The sequence below is a fragment of the Pelatocladus sp. BLCC-F211 genome (genome assembly GCF_041928655.1).
Taxonomy (GTDB): Bacteria; Cyanobacteriota; Cyanobacteriia; order Cyanobacteriales; family Nostocaceae; genus Pelatocladus.
In genome coordinates this window covers 1-16,042 of the sequence record NZ_JBHFLM010000135.1, presented here as the reverse complement: position 1 = coordinate 16,042, position 16,042 = coordinate 1, and the positions used below count along the sequence as shown (strand labels likewise).

The following is a 16,042-nucleotide window of genomic DNA, read 5'->3' as shown; positions in this document are numbered from 1 at the left end:
AGAGTTGTAGCACCTGGCGTTTGAGGAACGTAGACGCGCCCTGCGCGGCTGATCGCAGAGTAACCCAACATTATCAAGGCTTTGTTGGGTTTCGCTTGCACTCAACCCAACCTACATTTCTTCTTAACTGAACCGTATTGGCTTATACATTCCTAACGACAAAAGATTGTGATCTAACGACAGCTTATGCGTTCCTAACGACAAAAGATTATGATCTAACGACAGCTTGTACTGCAAAAGTTAACTTCCCCACACAAATAGAGAGAACACTGTGGAACCCAAATGGTTAGAATGGGCGCAAAAACTACAAGCGATCGCTCAAACTGGACTAACTTTTTCCGAAAACCCGTATGATCTAGAACGATTTCAAGCAATACAAGCGATCGCTGCGGAAATTTTCGCAACTCACACCAACGCTGAACTGAGTTATATATTGGATCTGTTTGATCGTGATGTCGGATATGCGACTCCCAAAGTAGATGTGCGTGGTGCAGTATTTCGCGACGATTGTATTTTACTGGTAAAAGAACGAGTGGATGGTGGTTGGACATTACCTGGTGGCTGGGCTGATATTGGTTTTTCACCCAGTGAAGTAGTCGTTAAAGAAATATTTGAAGAATCAGGATATTTGACTCGCGCTGTCAAACTCCTAGCAGCCTACGACAGAAACAGACAAGGACACTCACCCCATCCCCATTACATATATAAATTGTTTTTTCTGTGCGAACTTCTTGGTGGTTCCCCCACACCCAGCATTGAGACAGAAGCAGTAGGATTTTTCCCGGAAAATGAAATTCCTGAATTATCTATTGGGCGTGTCACACCAGCACAAATCACTCGACTTTTTCAACATTACCGCAACCCAGATTTACCAGCAGACTTTGATTAGTAGACCTCTTGCATGAATATTTGAAACACCTCCATTTAAGGTGTAGCCCAAAAAAACAAGTCTTCTTAGTGTCTTAGTGTCTTGGTGTTTAAATAAATTTCATTGAAACACCAAGACACCAAGACACAAAGCAAAATTAACCTAGAACGGGGTTTTAAGGATTTATGCAAGAGGTCTAGTGTAAAGGGCTAGAAACTGTAGGTGGTTTCAGTGTAGGGGAAGCCAACTTTTAAACTTTTTGCTGTTGATAACGTTCTTTAAACATTTTTTGCTGTTGTTTGTGATCCACAATCGGAGTAGGATAATCAACAGCCTGACGTTCTAAAGGTGTAATATTACCAGTAAGTAAATACTGAGTATCAAATGAACGCAACTCTGGAACCCATTGACGAATATATTCACCATCTGGATCGAATTTTTGCGCTTGGCTAGCGGGGTTAAAAATCCGTAAAGGCTTGGGGTCCATACCACTAGAAGCACTCCATTGCCAACCACCATTATTTGCAGATAAATCCCCATCAATCAGTTTCTGCATAAAATATTTTTCTCCCAACTGGGGATTAATAAGCAAATCTTTAGTCAAGAAACTGGCGACAATCATCCGACAACGGTTGTGCATCCAACCAACTTCATTCAACTGACGCATAGCTGCATCAACTATCGGATAACCTGTTCTACCCTCACACCAAGCTTGGAAGTGTTCTTGGTTGGTTTCCCAGGGAAAATTTTTGAAGGCTTCACGGTACGCACCTGCTGCTAACTCAGGAAAATTATACATGGCATGTTGGTAAAATTCCCGCCATGCTAATTCTTGTTGCCAAGTGCGGATATTGGTTTGGGTTTCTTCGCTACGGCTATTTTCGAGGGCATTTTGTGTAGCTTCCCAGACAGTGCGAATACCGATCGCACCAAATTTCAAAGCTGCACTCAACCGAGATGTACCGTCAATTGCTGGGAAATTTCGCTGTTCTTGATATTCATTAATAGCGCGATCGCCAAATTCTTCTAACCGTTCTTGAGCTGCTTCTTCACCTGGGGCAATAATTAATTCTTCATCCCAGACAAATCCTAAATCTTTGGCTGAGGGTAATGCAACAACTCCAGCACTATTGGCAATTTCTTTTTCTGCTGCTGTTAAACCCTCAGCATTTTCCAGAGTTTCTACTGGTTTTGCCTTTGGTTTGCTAATCCAATTCTTCCAGAAGGGAGTGTAAACAGTATAAGGTTGATTGGAACCAGTGCGGATTTCATCTGGTGCGTGCAGAATCTGATCCCAGTTTTGATCGAGAAACTCGATTCCTTTTTCTTTGAGTGCAGATATTATAGTGCGATCGCGTTGTTGAGAGTAGGGTTCCACATCCCAATTCCAGAATACAGCTTTTGCACCTAATGTTGCCGCAAGTGCCGGAATTGCTTGTGTTGGGTGAGCGTGGAGTATCAATAACTGGCTACCAGCTTGAGCATATCGCTGTTGTAGGGCTTGCAAACAACCAATCATGTAAGTCACTCGCGCAGGTGCAACATCATCCCGTTCCAGAATATTCGGATCGAGGCAAAACACACCGACTACTTTTGCACTGCGTTGTCTTGCGGCAGCAAGTCCGGTATTATCAGAAACACGTAAATCACGACGATGCCAAAACAGAATTAAATCAGACATTCACTCATATAAATAGTTCGCCTGTACTAGATTAGACCTAATACTGCTAATTAGCATCAGTCTGTTGGAAAATTATATTAGACATCTCCAGAAATTAAATATGCGTTATCCAAAAACTTTGTAGAGACGTAGCAGTGCTACGTCTCTACTCTACATTCATTTTCACGCCTATGTCTAATGCACTACTCACTTTATCTGCTTACCCGACACATTCATCAGCTTGGTGTGCAGATTGTTGCGGATTATTGCAGTATGACTGATTTGTATTTAGGCTTGTGTTACTGGAAAGCAGTAGCAATAGTGTTATAACAACAACGATGAATACACGTAATAAATCAGCGATCTCCCGAAAGATTAATTAACGAACCATATAGACACGCTAGCGGCTTCCCACTAGAGTAGATCCCAAAGATCAAGATCACAAAGAGAAGTTATTAGAGGATAATGCGTTTGATGCCATCTTTGAGAAGATTAACGTTGAAGTTGATCAAAAGGGCGAGAGGATACTTGGTCATTTTCAGATAGGAAAGGACTTGGGCTTCGTGAATTGGAGTTAAGTTTTGGACGGCTTTCAATTCCACAATCAGAGAATTTCCAACCAAAAAATCTAATTTACCTCCACCCACTGGACGCCCTTTGTAAGTAACTACTACTGGATGCTCAAACATGTGAGGTATACTCCGCATCACAAATTCTTCTTTTAACGCCTTATGATAAACCTCCTCCAAAAATCCAGGTCCCAACACCCGATGTACCTCAATCGCTGCACCAATCACAGCATAAGCTAGTTGCTCTACCTCATCTTTTGATCATCTCATCTTCTCTTTTTCCTCTTCTTTCTTTGTGTCCTTTGTGTCCTACCCTGCGGGAAGCCGCTGACGCGTCTATGTGGTTCGTTTAGATCAAAACTCTGTGGCAAAATTTATAAAAGTCCTTCCGCACTCAGTTTTCCCAGCATGACCGCAACAATTACTAATCTTCCTGACCGATACGATCCCTTTACCACTGAAGCCAAGTGGCAAAAATTTTGGGAAGAAAATCAAACCTACAAAGCAGACCCCCAAGCAGGTAGTGAACCTTACTGCATCGTCATTCCACCACCCAATGTCACTGGTAGCTTGCACATGGGTCACGCTTTTGACAACAGTTTAATTGATACCCTCGTGCGCTATCACCGCATGAAGGGAGATAATGCCCTTTATCTGCCCGGAACTGACCACGCCAGCATCGCCGTCCATACAACGCTGGAAAAGCAACTCAAGTCAGAGGGCAAAACTCGCAATGAATTAGGACGCGATCAGTTTCTTGAACGGGCTTGGCAGTGGAAGGCAGAATCTGGGGGAACAATTGTTAATCAACTGCGACGTTTGGGTGTGTCGGTAGATTGGTCGCGGGAACGTTTTACCCTAGATGCAGGTTTAACCAAAGCTGTTTTAGAAGCTTTTAACCGTCTTTACGAAGAAGGGCTGATTTATCGTGGTAAATATTTAGTTAACTGGTGTCCAGAGTCACAATCAGCTGTTTCTGACTTGGAAGTGGATGCTAAAGAAGTTGATGGTCATCTTTGGCACTTCCGTTATCCGTTGAGTGATGGTTCTGGTTATGTAGAGGTGGCGACGACTCGACCAGAAACCATGTTGGGTGATACGGCGGTGGCGGTAAATCCCGATGATGAACGTTATCAGCATTTGATTGGGAAGACTCTCACGTTGCCTATTATGAATCGGGAAATTCCGATTATTGGCGATGAGTTGGTTGACCCCAGTTTTGGAACTGGTTGCGTGAAGGTGACTCCTGCCCATGATCCGAATGATTTTGAAATGGGCAAGCGTCACAATCTGCCATTTATCAATATTATGAATAAGGACGGCTCTCTAAATGAGAATGCCGGCGAGTTTCAAGGACAAGACCGCTTTGTTGCTAGAAAGAATGTAGTTGCTCGTTTAGAAGCAGACGGTGTTCTGGTGAAAGTGGAAGATTATAAACATACGGTTCCTTATAGTGAGCGTGGTAAAGTTCCGGTAGAACCGTTACTTTCAACCCAGTGGTTTGTCACAATCCGCCCGATGGCAGACCGGGCGCTGGAATTCCTTGACGAGAAAAATTCGCCCCGGTTTGTGCCTCAACGCTGGCATAAGGTCTATCGTGATTGGTTAGTGAAACTGAAAGATTGGTGTATTTCTCGGCAATTGTGGTGGGGACACCAAATCCCAGCTTGGTACGCTGTCAGTGAGACGGGTGATGAGATTACTGATCACACGCCGTTCGTTGTGGCGCGGAGTGAAGCAGAAGCACGGGAGAAGTTATTTGCACAATTTGGCGAAAATGTCAAGATAGAACGTGATCCCGATGTGCTGGATACTTGGTTTTCTTCTGGGTTGTGGCCGTTTTCAACTTTGGGCTGGCCGGAACAAACACCAGATTTAGCGACTTATTATCCGAATAGTACTTTGGTTACGGGTTTTGACATCATCTTTTTCTGGGTTGCGAGAATGACGATGATGGCAGGACATTTTACGGGACAAATGCCGTTTAAAGATGTTTACATCCACGGGTTGGTCTTGGATGAAAATGGCAAGAAAATGTCCAAAACCGCAGGTAATGGTATTGATCCGTTGATTTTGATTGAAAAGTACGGTACGGATGCCCTGCGCTACACGATGATTAAGGAAGTAGCAGGCGCGGGTCAAGATATCCGCTTGGATTACAACCGTAAGACCGACGAGTCGCCTTCTGTGGAGGGGTCTCGCAACTTTGCCAATAAGCTGTGGAATGCGGCGCGGTTTGTGATGATGAATTTGGATGGACAGACGCCGCAGCAATTAGGAGAACCAATCGCTACAGAGTTGAGCGATCGCTGGATTCTTTCACGTTATTACGGTGTTGTCCAGCAAACGCGCAATTATATGGATAATTACGGTCTGGGTGAAGCTGCTAAGGGTTTGTATGATTTCATTTGGGGTGATTTTTGTGACTGGTATATTGAATTAGTCAAATCTCGCCTGCAAAAGAATGCTGATCCTGCATCGCGACGGGTTGCACAACAAACGTTGGCCTATGTGCTGGAAGGGATTTTGAAGCTACTTAATCCTTTTATGCCTCACATTACTGAGGAAATTTGGCACACTCTCACCCAACAAGGTGAAGATACTCAACAAAGTTTATCTTTACAACGGTATCCAGAAGCACAGACAAATTTAATAGATGCTCGGCTAGAAGAACAGTTTGAACTCTTGATTGGTACAATCCGCACTATTCGCAACTTACGCGCCGAAGCGGATGTTAAACCAGGGGTGAAAGTCAATGTCAATTTGCAAAGCGATAGCCCCCAAGAAAGGGAAATTCTGACCACGGGACAATCTTATATTAAAGATTTGGCGAAGGTAGAGAATTTAACGATCGCTGTTAGCGAGAATAAACAACAGGAAGAAAAACCCCGGATTGCTTGGAAGACTATCGCCTTAATTCTCGCAGCAATTCTCTTTTTCCGAATTGGTTTAGCGATCGCCGATGCGATTGATGATATTGCTTTGCTGGGAAATTTCTTTGAACTTGTAGGTTTTGGTTACGCTGCGTGGTTTGTCACCCGGTATTTATTATCTGCTGAGGCGAGACAAATATTTTGGCGACAGTTCCAATCATCTGATCAAAGCAGCCTAACACAATCAGAACAACCACAACTGCCACAATCAAAAGAACAAGCGATCGCAGGCGTAGTTGGTACAGTGCAAGTCTTACTCCCTCTTGCAGGTGTCGTAGACATTCAAGCTTATACCGCCAAACTGCAAAAACGCCTTAGCAAACTGGAAGCGGATATTAAAGCTCTGACTGGTAGGTTAAGTAATCCTAAATTTGTTGAACAAGCTCCAGCAAATGTGGTAAAGGAAACACGAGACACTTTAGCAGAAGCTCAAAAGCAAGCTGATATCTTGCGCGATCGCTTGCGTCAGCTAGCATAATTATAAAGAATTATGAATGATGAATTAGAAATTATGAAATCTCTGATCATTCATAATTCATAATTCAAAATTCATAATTCATAATTTATCTAAATTTATGCTCTATCTAGCCCAAGTACACAGAAACGAATTTTTAGACCAACTCCAATTACATTTATTAGCACGTCAAGAAGCTAATAATATATGGGTAAAAATCCCAGAAGAAGCTTTTATTCTCTTAGGAAAAGGCAAGACTATAGCAGAAAAATTGCTTGTTTTAGTCGAGCTTTCCCCCACAGGTGATATAGAGAGAATAGAAGAAGCTACTAACTGGGTAATGGATTTGATCGGTACTTACCTGACTACAGGTATTACTCCAGATTTTTTGCGTCAAGAAGCAGAAAGGGCGGAACAGTGGCGACAAAGCTTGACTTTGCAAAACCAAGACTTAGCACGTCGTACCCTAGAATTAGAAGCACGTCGAGAACAAATTCAAGCCCTTGAAGAAAGTCTCAAACGAGAAAAAAACTTGGTTAATAAAGCTGAAACTCTTGGGGAATAGGGATCGGGGATTGGGCATGTCTAATACGGTTGGTGATAAGGGTTTCGGTACAAAAAATTAATTCGTCTAATCTCCGCTTCCTAGTCTTTTTTCTTCCTCTTCTTCCACAAGTTCAGCATTTCCTTGTAAGGGTCTGACTACTCGCGCGATCGCTTCTTGGATAAAAGCTTTCATAAATTCATCACGGCGATTCAGTTGAAACTGGCGTTGTACAACCTCCGTCATCCCGCCATCGCCCCAATCTTGATCATTGCGGAAATATTCAATAAAGCTTTTACCAGCGATACGTGTCAGATACGCAGCTGTCACACCTTGAATAGCTCTACCAATAATAAAGGTACCAACATTGAGCTGCAAAGCCGTAGAAAGTAACTCCAACGCACCTTTGACAATCCCTAAACCAGCAATTGTCTTCGCCAGAGACAAAGCCAATTCCCGTCCCCGTTCCATATTTAATTCGCAGCCGTAAACTCTCCCAATTTCTACTACCATTTGGGCGTTGACAGCAGCTGTTGCTAGTAAATCTACCATTGGCAATGGTGTAACTGATACCACGCCCGCACTAATCCATTGAAACCGTTCTACAATTTTGTCAGCTTGGCGACGACGCTGCCCATCAATGAGTTTTCGGGCCTCTTCTCCTAGCCGCAGCGATTGCAGCAGAATATTATCTGCAACTAAATCTTCACCTTCTGCCCGTAAAATTGCTGCCATCCGTCGTAACAATGGTATAATTTCTGGCTCTGGTTGAAACATTTCGCCAGTTTCTAGCTGGGCGGGTTGGGGATTGGCAGAAATTGCCACGACGTCGCCAGCAGCAATAAAACCCCGTACTCTTTGGCGCAATCTAGCGAGAATGGCTTCTTTATCGTCTTCTGTGTACAAATCAGTTTTATTTAATACCAATAAAGATCGTTTTCCAATTTCTGCCAATGCACGTAAAGGCTCGTATTCAGAACGTCTGAGGTCGTTATCGACTACAAACAACAGTAAATCTGCTGATGTTGCTAGTTCTCTAGCTAGTTGTTCTCTCTCCGTACCTGCTATCCCCGCTTCTAAAATTCCCGGCGTATCGGTAATTAAAATCTTGCGCTCTAGACCCCTTAAGCGCACACAATAGGTTTCTCCTACTGTGGTAGTTCCCATGGGTGCGTCTACTCTGCCCACCATCCGTCCCAAAATCGCATTTACTAAAGAAGTTTTGCCAGCACTACCAGTACCAAACACCACGACTTGAATTTCACCCCGTTTGAGGTTTGCTTCAATTTCTCGCGATTTACTTAGTAAAGCTTGGCGTGCAACTTCATCTTGAATTTGGGCTACTTGTTGCTTGACAGCTTGCAGAGTCGAAGAAGCTGCTTCTGATTTGGCGGCGGGAATTTGCACTCGTTGGCGTTGTCTTTTGGTGCGGCGCGATCGCTCTTCGCCAGCCTGAAGCACCAGTACATAATACACAAAGGCAGCGATTAAAGCACCGATTAAGACAATGATCAAAAACAGCAGCAAATTGCCCAAAAAGGGAGAATAGGACAATTGCCAATAAAGCCGTGACAGAGAGTCAATTAGCCACAGACAAAGTCCCAAAATGACGATTAGACCGACAATAAGCGTAACGATACGCGACAGAGGCATGGATGGCACAGGCTAACACAAAAAAGCAGCAGGCAAATTCAGTTGTCAGTTACCAGTGATCAGTGATCACTTACTTTGTTCTGCTTCTAATATTAATTGTTTCAGTATTTTTCACCAGAGTAGAAAGAAGTATGTTTTGATAAACTGAGAAAAATTTTCATATCAAATTATACTTTGCAGCTAATTACAGGATCGTTTATACTCGAAACCCGCCAGATGGAAAACTGCAACATTTAAACTAGCTCATGATCCCATCATCTGAATTCAAACAGTCGCCAGAACGTTTCTATAACCTGGTTAAACGAGTGTTCCATCGGCTGAGTATTCGACAAAAAATTATTCTTGGATATGGCCTAACCCTGGGAGTCGCAGTTTTAGGAACAACGGCGGGGTTATTAGTTGGCAAAAATTACTTCCAGCAAGCTAGATATCAAATGATGATGGCGGATGAGGAAGGTCATTTATTTAGTACCCTGCAAGGAGAATTATTAGAAATCCAAGCCTATCAACAAGAAATTCTACCTTTGTTGAATAAAGCCCCAATGCTGCTGCAAAAAACTTCTGAGTTCAAAACAAATTTGGCAGAAACTGAAAAGTTATTTTCTCAGTTAGAAGAATTCAGTCAACGCACATCGCAAACAGATTTACAGGCGTTACTAAAACAACATGATAGTACGATCAAGCTATATTTTCAGGAATTCCAGACGCTTGTCGGTGAGATGTTGTTACTTGCTTCTCAGCCACAGTCAGCAGCAAAAGCACAGAAATTAATTCAACAATTTGCTCAAAGTCAAACTGCACTTGATTTTTATGAATTTACCCATGAGTTAAACAAGTTTGCAAAAACAGTTCGCGAACACCAAGAAGAAGCTGATCAAGCCCAAAATCAAGCAACTGTTTTGCAAGCTCAGATTATTATTGGTAGCATTATACTGTCAACTGCGATCGCAGTGATTTTGGCAATCTACACAAGTATTTTCATTGTGCGTCCCTTGCAAACCCTGACTAGAGTTGCCCAAAAAGTAACCCAAGAAAGCAATTTTGACTTGCAAGCATCCGTTACAACCAAAGATGAAGTTGGGACTCTCGCTGATTCTGTTAACCAGTTAATCCAACAAGTAAAATATCTTTTAAAAGCACAAAATGCTGAGGCTGAAGAACGACTAATGCAAAGCGAAAAGTTGTCTAGCTTAGGCAGAATGATTGCTGGTATTGCTCATGAAATTAATAATCCCGTAAATTTTATCTATGGCAATTTAGGCAGTGCCAAAACTTATATAAACGACTTATTTGATTTATTACAAACATATAAAACTGAATTTCCTCATCCTAACGAAGTAATCCAAGCTAAAGAAGAAGAGATTGATTTTGAGTTTATCGCCGAAGATTTACCAAAACTTCTGAAATCAATGGAATTTGGGGCAGAAAGAACGCGAGAAATTATTAGGAGTTTAAAAGATTTCTCTCGTTTAGATAGCAGTGAAGCTCAGTCTGTTAATTTACATGCTTGCATCGACAGTACACTCTTTATTCTGCAAAATCGCCTGAAAAAAGGTATCAAAGTTGTTTGCAATTATGGAGAGATTCAACCTGTAAAAGGTTACACAGGTTTACTTTATCAAGTATTTATGAACCTGTTAATCAATGCCATTGATGCTTTAGAAGACAAAATGGCTCAAGATAGACAATTTGTACCTGTAATTACTATTAGCACAGAATTTATGAATAGTAATTGGGTAGTAGTGCGAATAGCCGATAACGGGCCTGGTATTCCTAAAGAAAATCAAGATAAAATATTTGAAACTTTCTTTACAACAAAACCACGAGGTCTTGGTACTGGTCTGGGGTTAGCGATTACTCATCAGATTATTGTCGAAAAACACCACGGTAAGCTAACTTGTAATTCGGAACTAAATTCAGGTACAGAATTTGCGATCGCCCTCCCGGTTGGTTAGAGACACGGGAGACAAGGGGAGCCACTGCGTTGCATCTGTCAACGAAGCGTCAAGAATCACCGACCCTTTAGGGCGGTGAGTATGTCAAAATTTGGTTTTGTTGCCGTGAGTATAAAGGAAAAAAACTTATGGGACTTTTTGATCAAGTTATCAATGCGATCGCTAATCCTAACCAGCAAGGTAGTGCAGGGCAGTTAGGTGATATTGTTAATACTGTACAGCAGCTAAGTAATGCTACTGGTGCAGACCCTTCTACTATGCAATCAGCTGTTGGGATTGTGGGTAATTATGTACGTTCTGCTTTGCAAGAAAAGCAAGCTAGTGGTGGTACTGAAGAAGTGCAAGCTGTTGTTAATGAATACAGTGGTACTTCTCCTAATCCCCAAGCTGTCAACTCTCTATTTTCGCCAGGAATGCAACAGCAGGTGGCTGAAGTTGTTTCGCAGCGCACTGGTTTAGATGCTGGGATGATTCAACAACTACTACCAATGTTGGTTCCTATTGTCCTGAATTTCTTGAAAACTGGTGAAAGTTCCCAAACCGATGGAAACCCTGTCTTGAATTCTTTCCTAGATGCTGACAATGATGGTGATGTTGATATTGCTGATGCTATGCAGATGGCAACTAGGTATTTAGGAAGATAGATATTTTACTTATTTATTCATAGCTCATAAATAATTGTACACAACATCGATTATTTGTGAGTTTTTTTATAAGGGTATAGGGGGTTCAGGCGTTGGGCGAGGATTGAAACCTCGTCCAACGCGGTCGTCCCAAGGGACGGGGCTTTTAACCCAGGGGTTGTTGGGGCTAGTCTTTTTTCCCCTACACCCCTACACCCGCCCCAACGGGGCTTGGTAATTACACATTCTTCAATCTGTTCCCTGTTCCTTCTCCCTACTGACAAACCCCTGTCACTTCGCTTAACCTATTGGGCAATGAAGTCAAAATTTAAGTAATAAAATATGCTTATCAACACCAGCCCACCTACGGAAGATTTGGCAGGTCAGTTATATCCTGAGCCTGATTACTTGCAGACGCAACGTCGAATTAAATCCCTTATAGATAAATATCTGAGTCACGAACAATTGTGCGATCGCCTGCAAGATTTACCCCTACAATTTCAACATCCCCAACCACGTCCTTGGAAACAGATTGACTGGCAAGCAATTAATTGTAACCAAGTAATCAGTATAAACCCAGAGGTATTTTTATCTGTGCTTGTGGGTGCGTTAGATACAGAAGCACCCATCCGGGGCTATACGCAAACAAGCCGACAGTATTTGGAAAATTTACACCCACAAATGGCTCGATTTGTAGGTGGAACAGTGGATGAAAATGAAAATTTAACAGAACTGGGTTTGTGGGAAAAAGAAGAACGTCAACACACTCCTGCTTTACTCAAAATCTACCAGCAATTAACAGGTGAAAAAATCACACCTACCCTCCGCACCGTTCGAGGTTATCTTCCCACTGATGACCCCCATGAAGATTTATATCGTCACGGATTACACCGTGTAGCGACAGAATACGGCGCGACTTGTCTGTATCTCTGGTTGATGGCGCACACCACAGGTACACTCCAAGATGTTTTAGAAGAATTGGTACTAGACGAAATTAACCACATGACAAAATTTTGGGGTTTTGGCGTTTGGCTATATCCTGATACTGGGTTGCTGCGGATTGGAAAGACATTGATGAAAACGCGCCGTCAAAACTACACGCGTAATAATCTTTTGCGTACCTTAAAGCGAATGATGGGGACACTGAAATGGGATGCTTGGTCTTTGAGTAATAAGACAACTCTCATGTTTACCTTCATCTATGCAATGCGGCGTCTGTGGGTTTGGAATCATAGCTTGACACCAGAATACTTGCAAAGTTTATTTGGGGAATAAAGGGAGTGTGGGAAGTGTGGGGAGACAAACGATTTTATTTAATATCTTTCTAACAAAACTTTCACCTCTTGCTCTAAATCCCAATCTTTCATTGCTTCCCATTCGGCTTGACGTACAGCCAGGAAAGCTGTTGATAACTGGGGATTTAACGCATCCAAAAGTACATTATCTTGTTTGAGGTGAGCGATCGCTTTGCCTAAATTTGTGGGTAAAGGGTCGATTTTTTGCAGTTTGCGATCGTCTGGTGATAAGTGTCCAGGATCTACATCTACTGATTGTCCTAGTTCCAAATTTTGTCGCACACCGTCTAATCCTGCTGCGATCGCTGCACCTAAAGCTAAGTAAGGATTGGCTGATGCATCTACTGTTTTTAACTCAAAGTGGGTGGGAATACCAAATGCAGCTGCACTCGGTACTCTCACAGCTGCTTCACGGTTATCTAATCCCCAACAACGAAAAGCACCACTCCAAGAATGAGGACGAATTCGACGGTAAGAATTAACACAAGGTGTCGTCAATGCCATCAGTGCTGGTAAATGCTCAAGAATACCAGCAATAAATGCTCTTGCCATATCAGATAAACCATTGACACCTTGAGCATCGGGTAATAAATTTTGCCCACGCCACCATAGACTCAGATGAATGTGACAACCGCTACCTGCTGACTCCGGAAAGATTTTTGGTAAAAAAGAAGCTTTGAGATTGTGGCGTCTAGCTATGGCTCGTACCGTCTCTCTATAGGCAATTTGCCAGTCAGCAGCACGCAATGCTTCAGTATATCGTATGGATATTTCTTGCTGACCGGGGCCAGACTCTGGATAATATTGTTCGACGGGAATACCTTGGGAAATCAAAGCTTCAGCCATATCATCAATGACTTCGCGATGAATATCCATGGCTTGGGTAGAGGCAAAAACTGTAGAGTCTGCGGGTATAATGCGATCGCCTAATTGTTGCAGTAAGTAAAATTCGTTTTCAAATGCAGCCTGTACTTCTAACCCTTGACTTTTTGCTGCTTCTATCATCCGTATTAAAAAATGGCGCGGACATAAACCCCAAGCTTCATTATTTAATCTCATGTTTCCCATGACACGAAAATGACCTGGAGAATACGGTAAAGCAGTTAAGCTAGACCAATCGGGAACTAGGGAAACTTCACCGACTGGCCCCAAACCAGTTTTAGGAACAACAGCATCATACATTACCGGAACACCCTGTTGTCCTGCGGATATACCCACGCCATGTTCAAAGTAATGGGGTAACATTTCCACATGTACAGCTTTACCACGAATGATATTGGCGTTATCACACCAAAGGATGCGAACAAAGCTAGCATCAGCTTCTTTGAGAGTTTTTTTAACTTTTTTGAATAAAATGTTTTCAGCCATCTTGGGGGATTGGGGATCGGGGATAAGGGATTGGAAGGGGGACAAGGAGGACAAGGAGGACAAGGAGGACAAGGAGGACAAATCAATTCAAAATTCAAAATACCCTTCGGGAACGCCAAGGGCGTACAAAATTCAAAATTCAAAATTTAAGAACTCGTCCCCAATCCCTGTTCCCTGTTCCCTCTTACTTATGACAAAAGATAAAATACTAAAAACACGAGGGAAAGAGAAATTTTTAATGATGAAATCGCAAATTCCCAAGTTACCACTGCCAGAATCACTTGTAGGCTCAGAAATTGGAACCTTTACTGAGTTTACAGTAACTCAAAGGATGCCTGGTATTGCTCGTCGAGTCATTGTGGAAAACAATTTTGCACCTAGTATTAATCAAAGTTTAGAAAACTTGGCTAATCAGTTACCGTCAGGATACTTATTAGCTTTTGAAGATGATACTGGAATTGATGTAATAAATTGGCAAAAATATTTAGAACCATACAAAGAACAACGTTGGATAGATATTCCTTGGTTTTTTGCGGAAACTTATTTTTATAGACTAATTCTCAATCTTACCAATTATTTTCGCTCTGGTGAATGGCAAGGTGTTGATCCATTTTCTTTACAGAAATCTCAAGGATTAAATACATCCCTAGATGCAATAATTACTTTGTGCGAGCAAGTAACACAATGGTTGAAAGATAGCCAACAAGACGGAAAAATAAATCAAAATGTTCTGATTACACTCTTACATTTTGCACTGTGGGGCAATCGTGTAGACTTGAGTTTGTGGTCAGCATTTGAGAGCGATCGCAGTAATTTTGATGTTGAAAATCAAAAAGCTCATATCTTGGTCGATGATGCTTCCCATGTTGCAGAATTATTAATTAGTAGTGCATGTCAACGTATTGATTTTGTAGTTGATAATGCTGGTTTTGAGTTAATTTGTGATTTGTGTTTAGTAGATTTCTTGTTGGGGAGTGGTCTGATTAATCAAATTAAGCTACACCTCAAACCTCACCCGACTTTTGTATCTGATGCGTTGATTAAAGATGTGCATGATACAGTTGAGTTTCTCGCAGGATCTAAATCTCAGCAAGTTGTTGCTGTTGCAGAAAGGTTAAAAAGTTATATTGCATCAGAAAAGTTGATTTTGTCTGATGATTATTTTTGGACATCCCCTCTCGCTTTTTGGGAAATACCCGTCTCACTCAAACAAGAGTTAGCTGCTGCTGATTTATTGATTATTAAAGGTGATGCCAATTATCGCAGATTATTAGGAGATAGACACTGGGATTTCACAACTAATATTGCAGATATTGTGTGTTATTTACCAGTGCCAATGGTGGCTTTACGTACTCTGAAATCAGAAGTCGCAGCAGGTTTGCAACCAGAAGTAATTGAAAAAGTATCAAAATCTGATGCTAATTGGTTGACAAATGGACAGTGGGGTGTAGTGCAGTTTGTCGAGTAATTGATTAGACTTCTTGTAGAAATCGGGAGTCAGAAAAGACAAAATTATCTAGATTGGCGAGAAGCCAAAAATTCGGTAATTTTTGTAAGTATTTTTATCCACCTTCAAAAAGTTAGTCATCTATCGCATTAATTTGGATGAGTTGTATAAGTTCGTAGTAAGGACTTTAGTCCTTAAAAATTGAGCGATAAATCGCTCACTACGAACACCCTTTTCAACTCTTTTCGCTATCCAACATCGCCATTTGACCTGAATCATAGCGATCGCCTGCGACAGCGTCAAGTGGAATTGCTGTTTCAATTTGAGCTAGTTCATTATCTGTAATACCATTTCACGTTAATAGCGATACATATGAATCTTGTAGAGACGTAGCATTGCTACGTCTCTACACACCTGTATTTGTATCAAGATTTTTGTGAAATGGTATAAGCTGTAGATTGATAGCACCGAGTGCTTCTTCTAAGCGATTGCGACGTCGCGCTCCGATCAACGGAATGATATCATTACCCCGTGATAAGCTGTTCCACATTTAGTTTGCAATAGCAGCATTTCCTTTATTTTTTACTTTTCGTCCCCATTGAATTATTAGTTCTCCCTGATTTAACAATCTATCCAGTAAATTCTTTAACTCATCTACTGATTTAAATAACCG

Annotated in this window: 11 protein-coding genes and 1 pseudogene; 7 read left to right on the top strand and 5 right to left on the bottom strand. The window is 41.8% G+C overall.

Translation table 11 applies throughout. The features are described from left to right. Positions 1-271: 271 nt before the first annotated feature. The gene (locus ACE1AT_RS16795; RefSeq protein WP_374870275.1) at positions 272-889 is read left to right on the top strand and encodes an NUDIX hydrolase; all 618 of its coding nucleotides are present in this window, start codon (positions 272-274) and stop codon (positions 887-889) included. Between the two features lie 229 nt (positions 890-1,118). Here ACE1AT_RS16795 and ACE1AT_RS16790 read toward each other — a convergent pair whose 3' ends face one another. Both ACE1AT_RS16790 and ACE1AT_RS16785 read right to left on the bottom strand, forming a co-directional pair. Continuing rightward, a complete protein-coding gene (locus ACE1AT_RS16790) occupies positions 1,119-2,549 on the bottom strand; it encodes a deoxyribodipyrimidine photo-lyase, 8-HDF type (RefSeq protein ID WP_374870273.1) in 1,431 nt (476 codons plus the stop codon). Positions 2,550-2,983: 434 nt separating this feature from the next. Next, positions 2,984-3,349: pseudogene (locus ACE1AT_RS16785) on the bottom strand (GxxExxY protein); the annotation flags it as partial. Positions 3,350-3,505: 156 nt separating this feature from the next. On the opposite strand from ACE1AT_RS16785, the gene ACE1AT_RS16780 reads away from it, so the two are divergent. Both ACE1AT_RS16780 and ACE1AT_RS16775 read left to right on the top strand, forming a co-directional pair. After that, the gene (locus ACE1AT_RS16780; protein ID WP_374870271.1) at positions 3,506-6,508 is read left to right on the top strand and encodes a valine--tRNA ligase; all 3,003 of its coding nucleotides are present in this window, start codon (positions 3,506-3,508) and stop codon (positions 6,506-6,508) included. Between the two features lie 97 nt (positions 6,509-6,605). Next, a complete protein-coding gene (locus ACE1AT_RS16775) occupies positions 6,606-7,049 on the top strand; it encodes a hypothetical protein (RefSeq protein ID WP_374870269.1) in 444 nt (147 codons plus the stop codon). Positions 7,050-7,115: 66 nt separating this feature from the next. Here ACE1AT_RS16775 and ACE1AT_RS16770 read toward each other — a convergent pair whose 3' ends face one another. Next, a complete protein-coding gene (locus ACE1AT_RS16770) occupies positions 7,116-8,681 on the bottom strand; it encodes a YcjF family protein (protein WP_374870267.1) in 1,566 nt (521 codons plus the stop codon). A gap of 245 nt (positions 8,682-8,926) precedes the next feature. Here ACE1AT_RS16770 and ACE1AT_RS16765 point away from each other — a divergent pair, with 245 nt between their 5' ends. From ACE1AT_RS16765 to ACE1AT_RS16755, 3 genes are all read left to right on the top strand, one after another. Further along, entirely contained in the window at positions 8,927-10,636 is a 1,710-nt protein-coding gene (locus ACE1AT_RS16765) for an ATP-binding protein (RefSeq protein WP_374870266.1), read from the top strand. Positions 10,637-10,764: 128 nt separating this feature from the next. Then, positions 10,765-11,280 (top strand): DUF937 domain-containing protein, encoded by a 516-nt coding sequence (locus ACE1AT_RS16760; protein WP_374870264.1) that lies wholly within the window; start codon positions 10,765-10,767, stop codon positions 11,278-11,280. Positions 11,281-11,601: 321 nt separating this feature from the next. Continuing rightward, positions 11,602-12,534, top strand: a complete 933-nt coding sequence (locus ACE1AT_RS16755; protein ID WP_374870262.1) for a ferritin-like domain-containing protein — start codon at positions 11,602-11,604, stop codon at positions 12,532-12,534. A 38-nt stretch (positions 12,535-12,572) separates the two neighbouring features. Here the strand turns inward: ACE1AT_RS16755 and ACE1AT_RS16750 are convergent, their stop codons facing one another. Next, the gene (locus tag ACE1AT_RS16750; RefSeq protein ID WP_374870260.1) at positions 12,573-13,922 is read right to left on the bottom strand and encodes a glutamine synthetase family protein; all 1,350 of its coding nucleotides are present in this window, start codon (positions 13,920-13,922) and stop codon (positions 12,573-12,575) included. 241 nt (positions 13,923-14,163) lie between these two features. On the opposite strand from ACE1AT_RS16750, the gene ACE1AT_RS16745 reads away from it, so the two are divergent. Further along, the gene (locus ACE1AT_RS16745; protein ID WP_374870277.1) at positions 14,164-15,390 is read left to right on the top strand and encodes a damage-control phosphatase ARMT1 family protein; all 1,227 of its coding nucleotides are present in this window, start codon (positions 14,164-14,166) and stop codon (positions 15,388-15,390) included. A gap of 385 nt (positions 15,391-15,775) precedes the next feature. Here the strand turns inward: ACE1AT_RS16745 and ACE1AT_RS16740 are convergent, their stop codons facing one another. Then, positions 15,776-15,919: a hypothetical protein gene (locus ACE1AT_RS16740; protein ID WP_374870258.1), complete on the bottom strand. Its 144-nt coding sequence runs from the start codon at positions 15,917-15,919 to the stop codon at positions 15,776-15,778. Positions 15,920-16,042 lie beyond the last annotated feature (123 nt).

Coding starts and splice junctions, on each gene's coding strand:
- ACE1AT_RS16790 (WP_374870273.1), bottom strand. CDS start 2,549: ATGTCTGATTTAATTCTGTTTTGGCATCGTCGTGATTTACGTGTTTCT.
- ACE1AT_RS16780 (WP_374870271.1), top strand. CDS start 3,506: ATGACCGCAACAATTACTAATCTTCCTGACCGATACGATCCCTTTACC.
- ACE1AT_RS16775 (WP_374870269.1), top strand. CDS start 6,606: ATGCTCTATCTAGCCCAAGTACACAGAAACGAATTTTTAGACCAACTC.
- ACE1AT_RS16770 (WP_374870267.1), bottom strand. CDS start 8,681: ATGCCTCTGTCGCGTATCGTTACGCTTATTGTCGGTCTAATCGTCATT.
- ACE1AT_RS16765 (WP_374870266.1), top strand. CDS start 8,927: ATGATCCCATCATCTGAATTCAAACAGTCGCCAGAACGTTTCTATAAC.
- ACE1AT_RS16760 (WP_374870264.1), top strand. CDS start 10,765: ATGGGACTTTTTGATCAAGTTATCAATGCGATCGCTAATCCTAACCAG.
- ACE1AT_RS16755 (WP_374870262.1), top strand. CDS start 11,602: ATGCTTATCAACACCAGCCCACCTACGGAAGATTTGGCAGGTCAGTTA.
- ACE1AT_RS16750 (WP_374870260.1), bottom strand. CDS start 13,922: ATGGCTGAAAACATTTTATTCAAAAAAGTTAAAAAAACTCTCAAAGAA.
- ACE1AT_RS16745 (WP_374870277.1), top strand. CDS start 14,164: ATGAAATCGCAAATTCCCAAGTTACCACTGCCAGAATCACTTGTAGGC.
- ACE1AT_RS16740 (WP_374870258.1), bottom strand. CDS start 15,919: ATGTGGAACAGCTTATCACGGGGTAATGATATCATTCCGTTGATCGGA.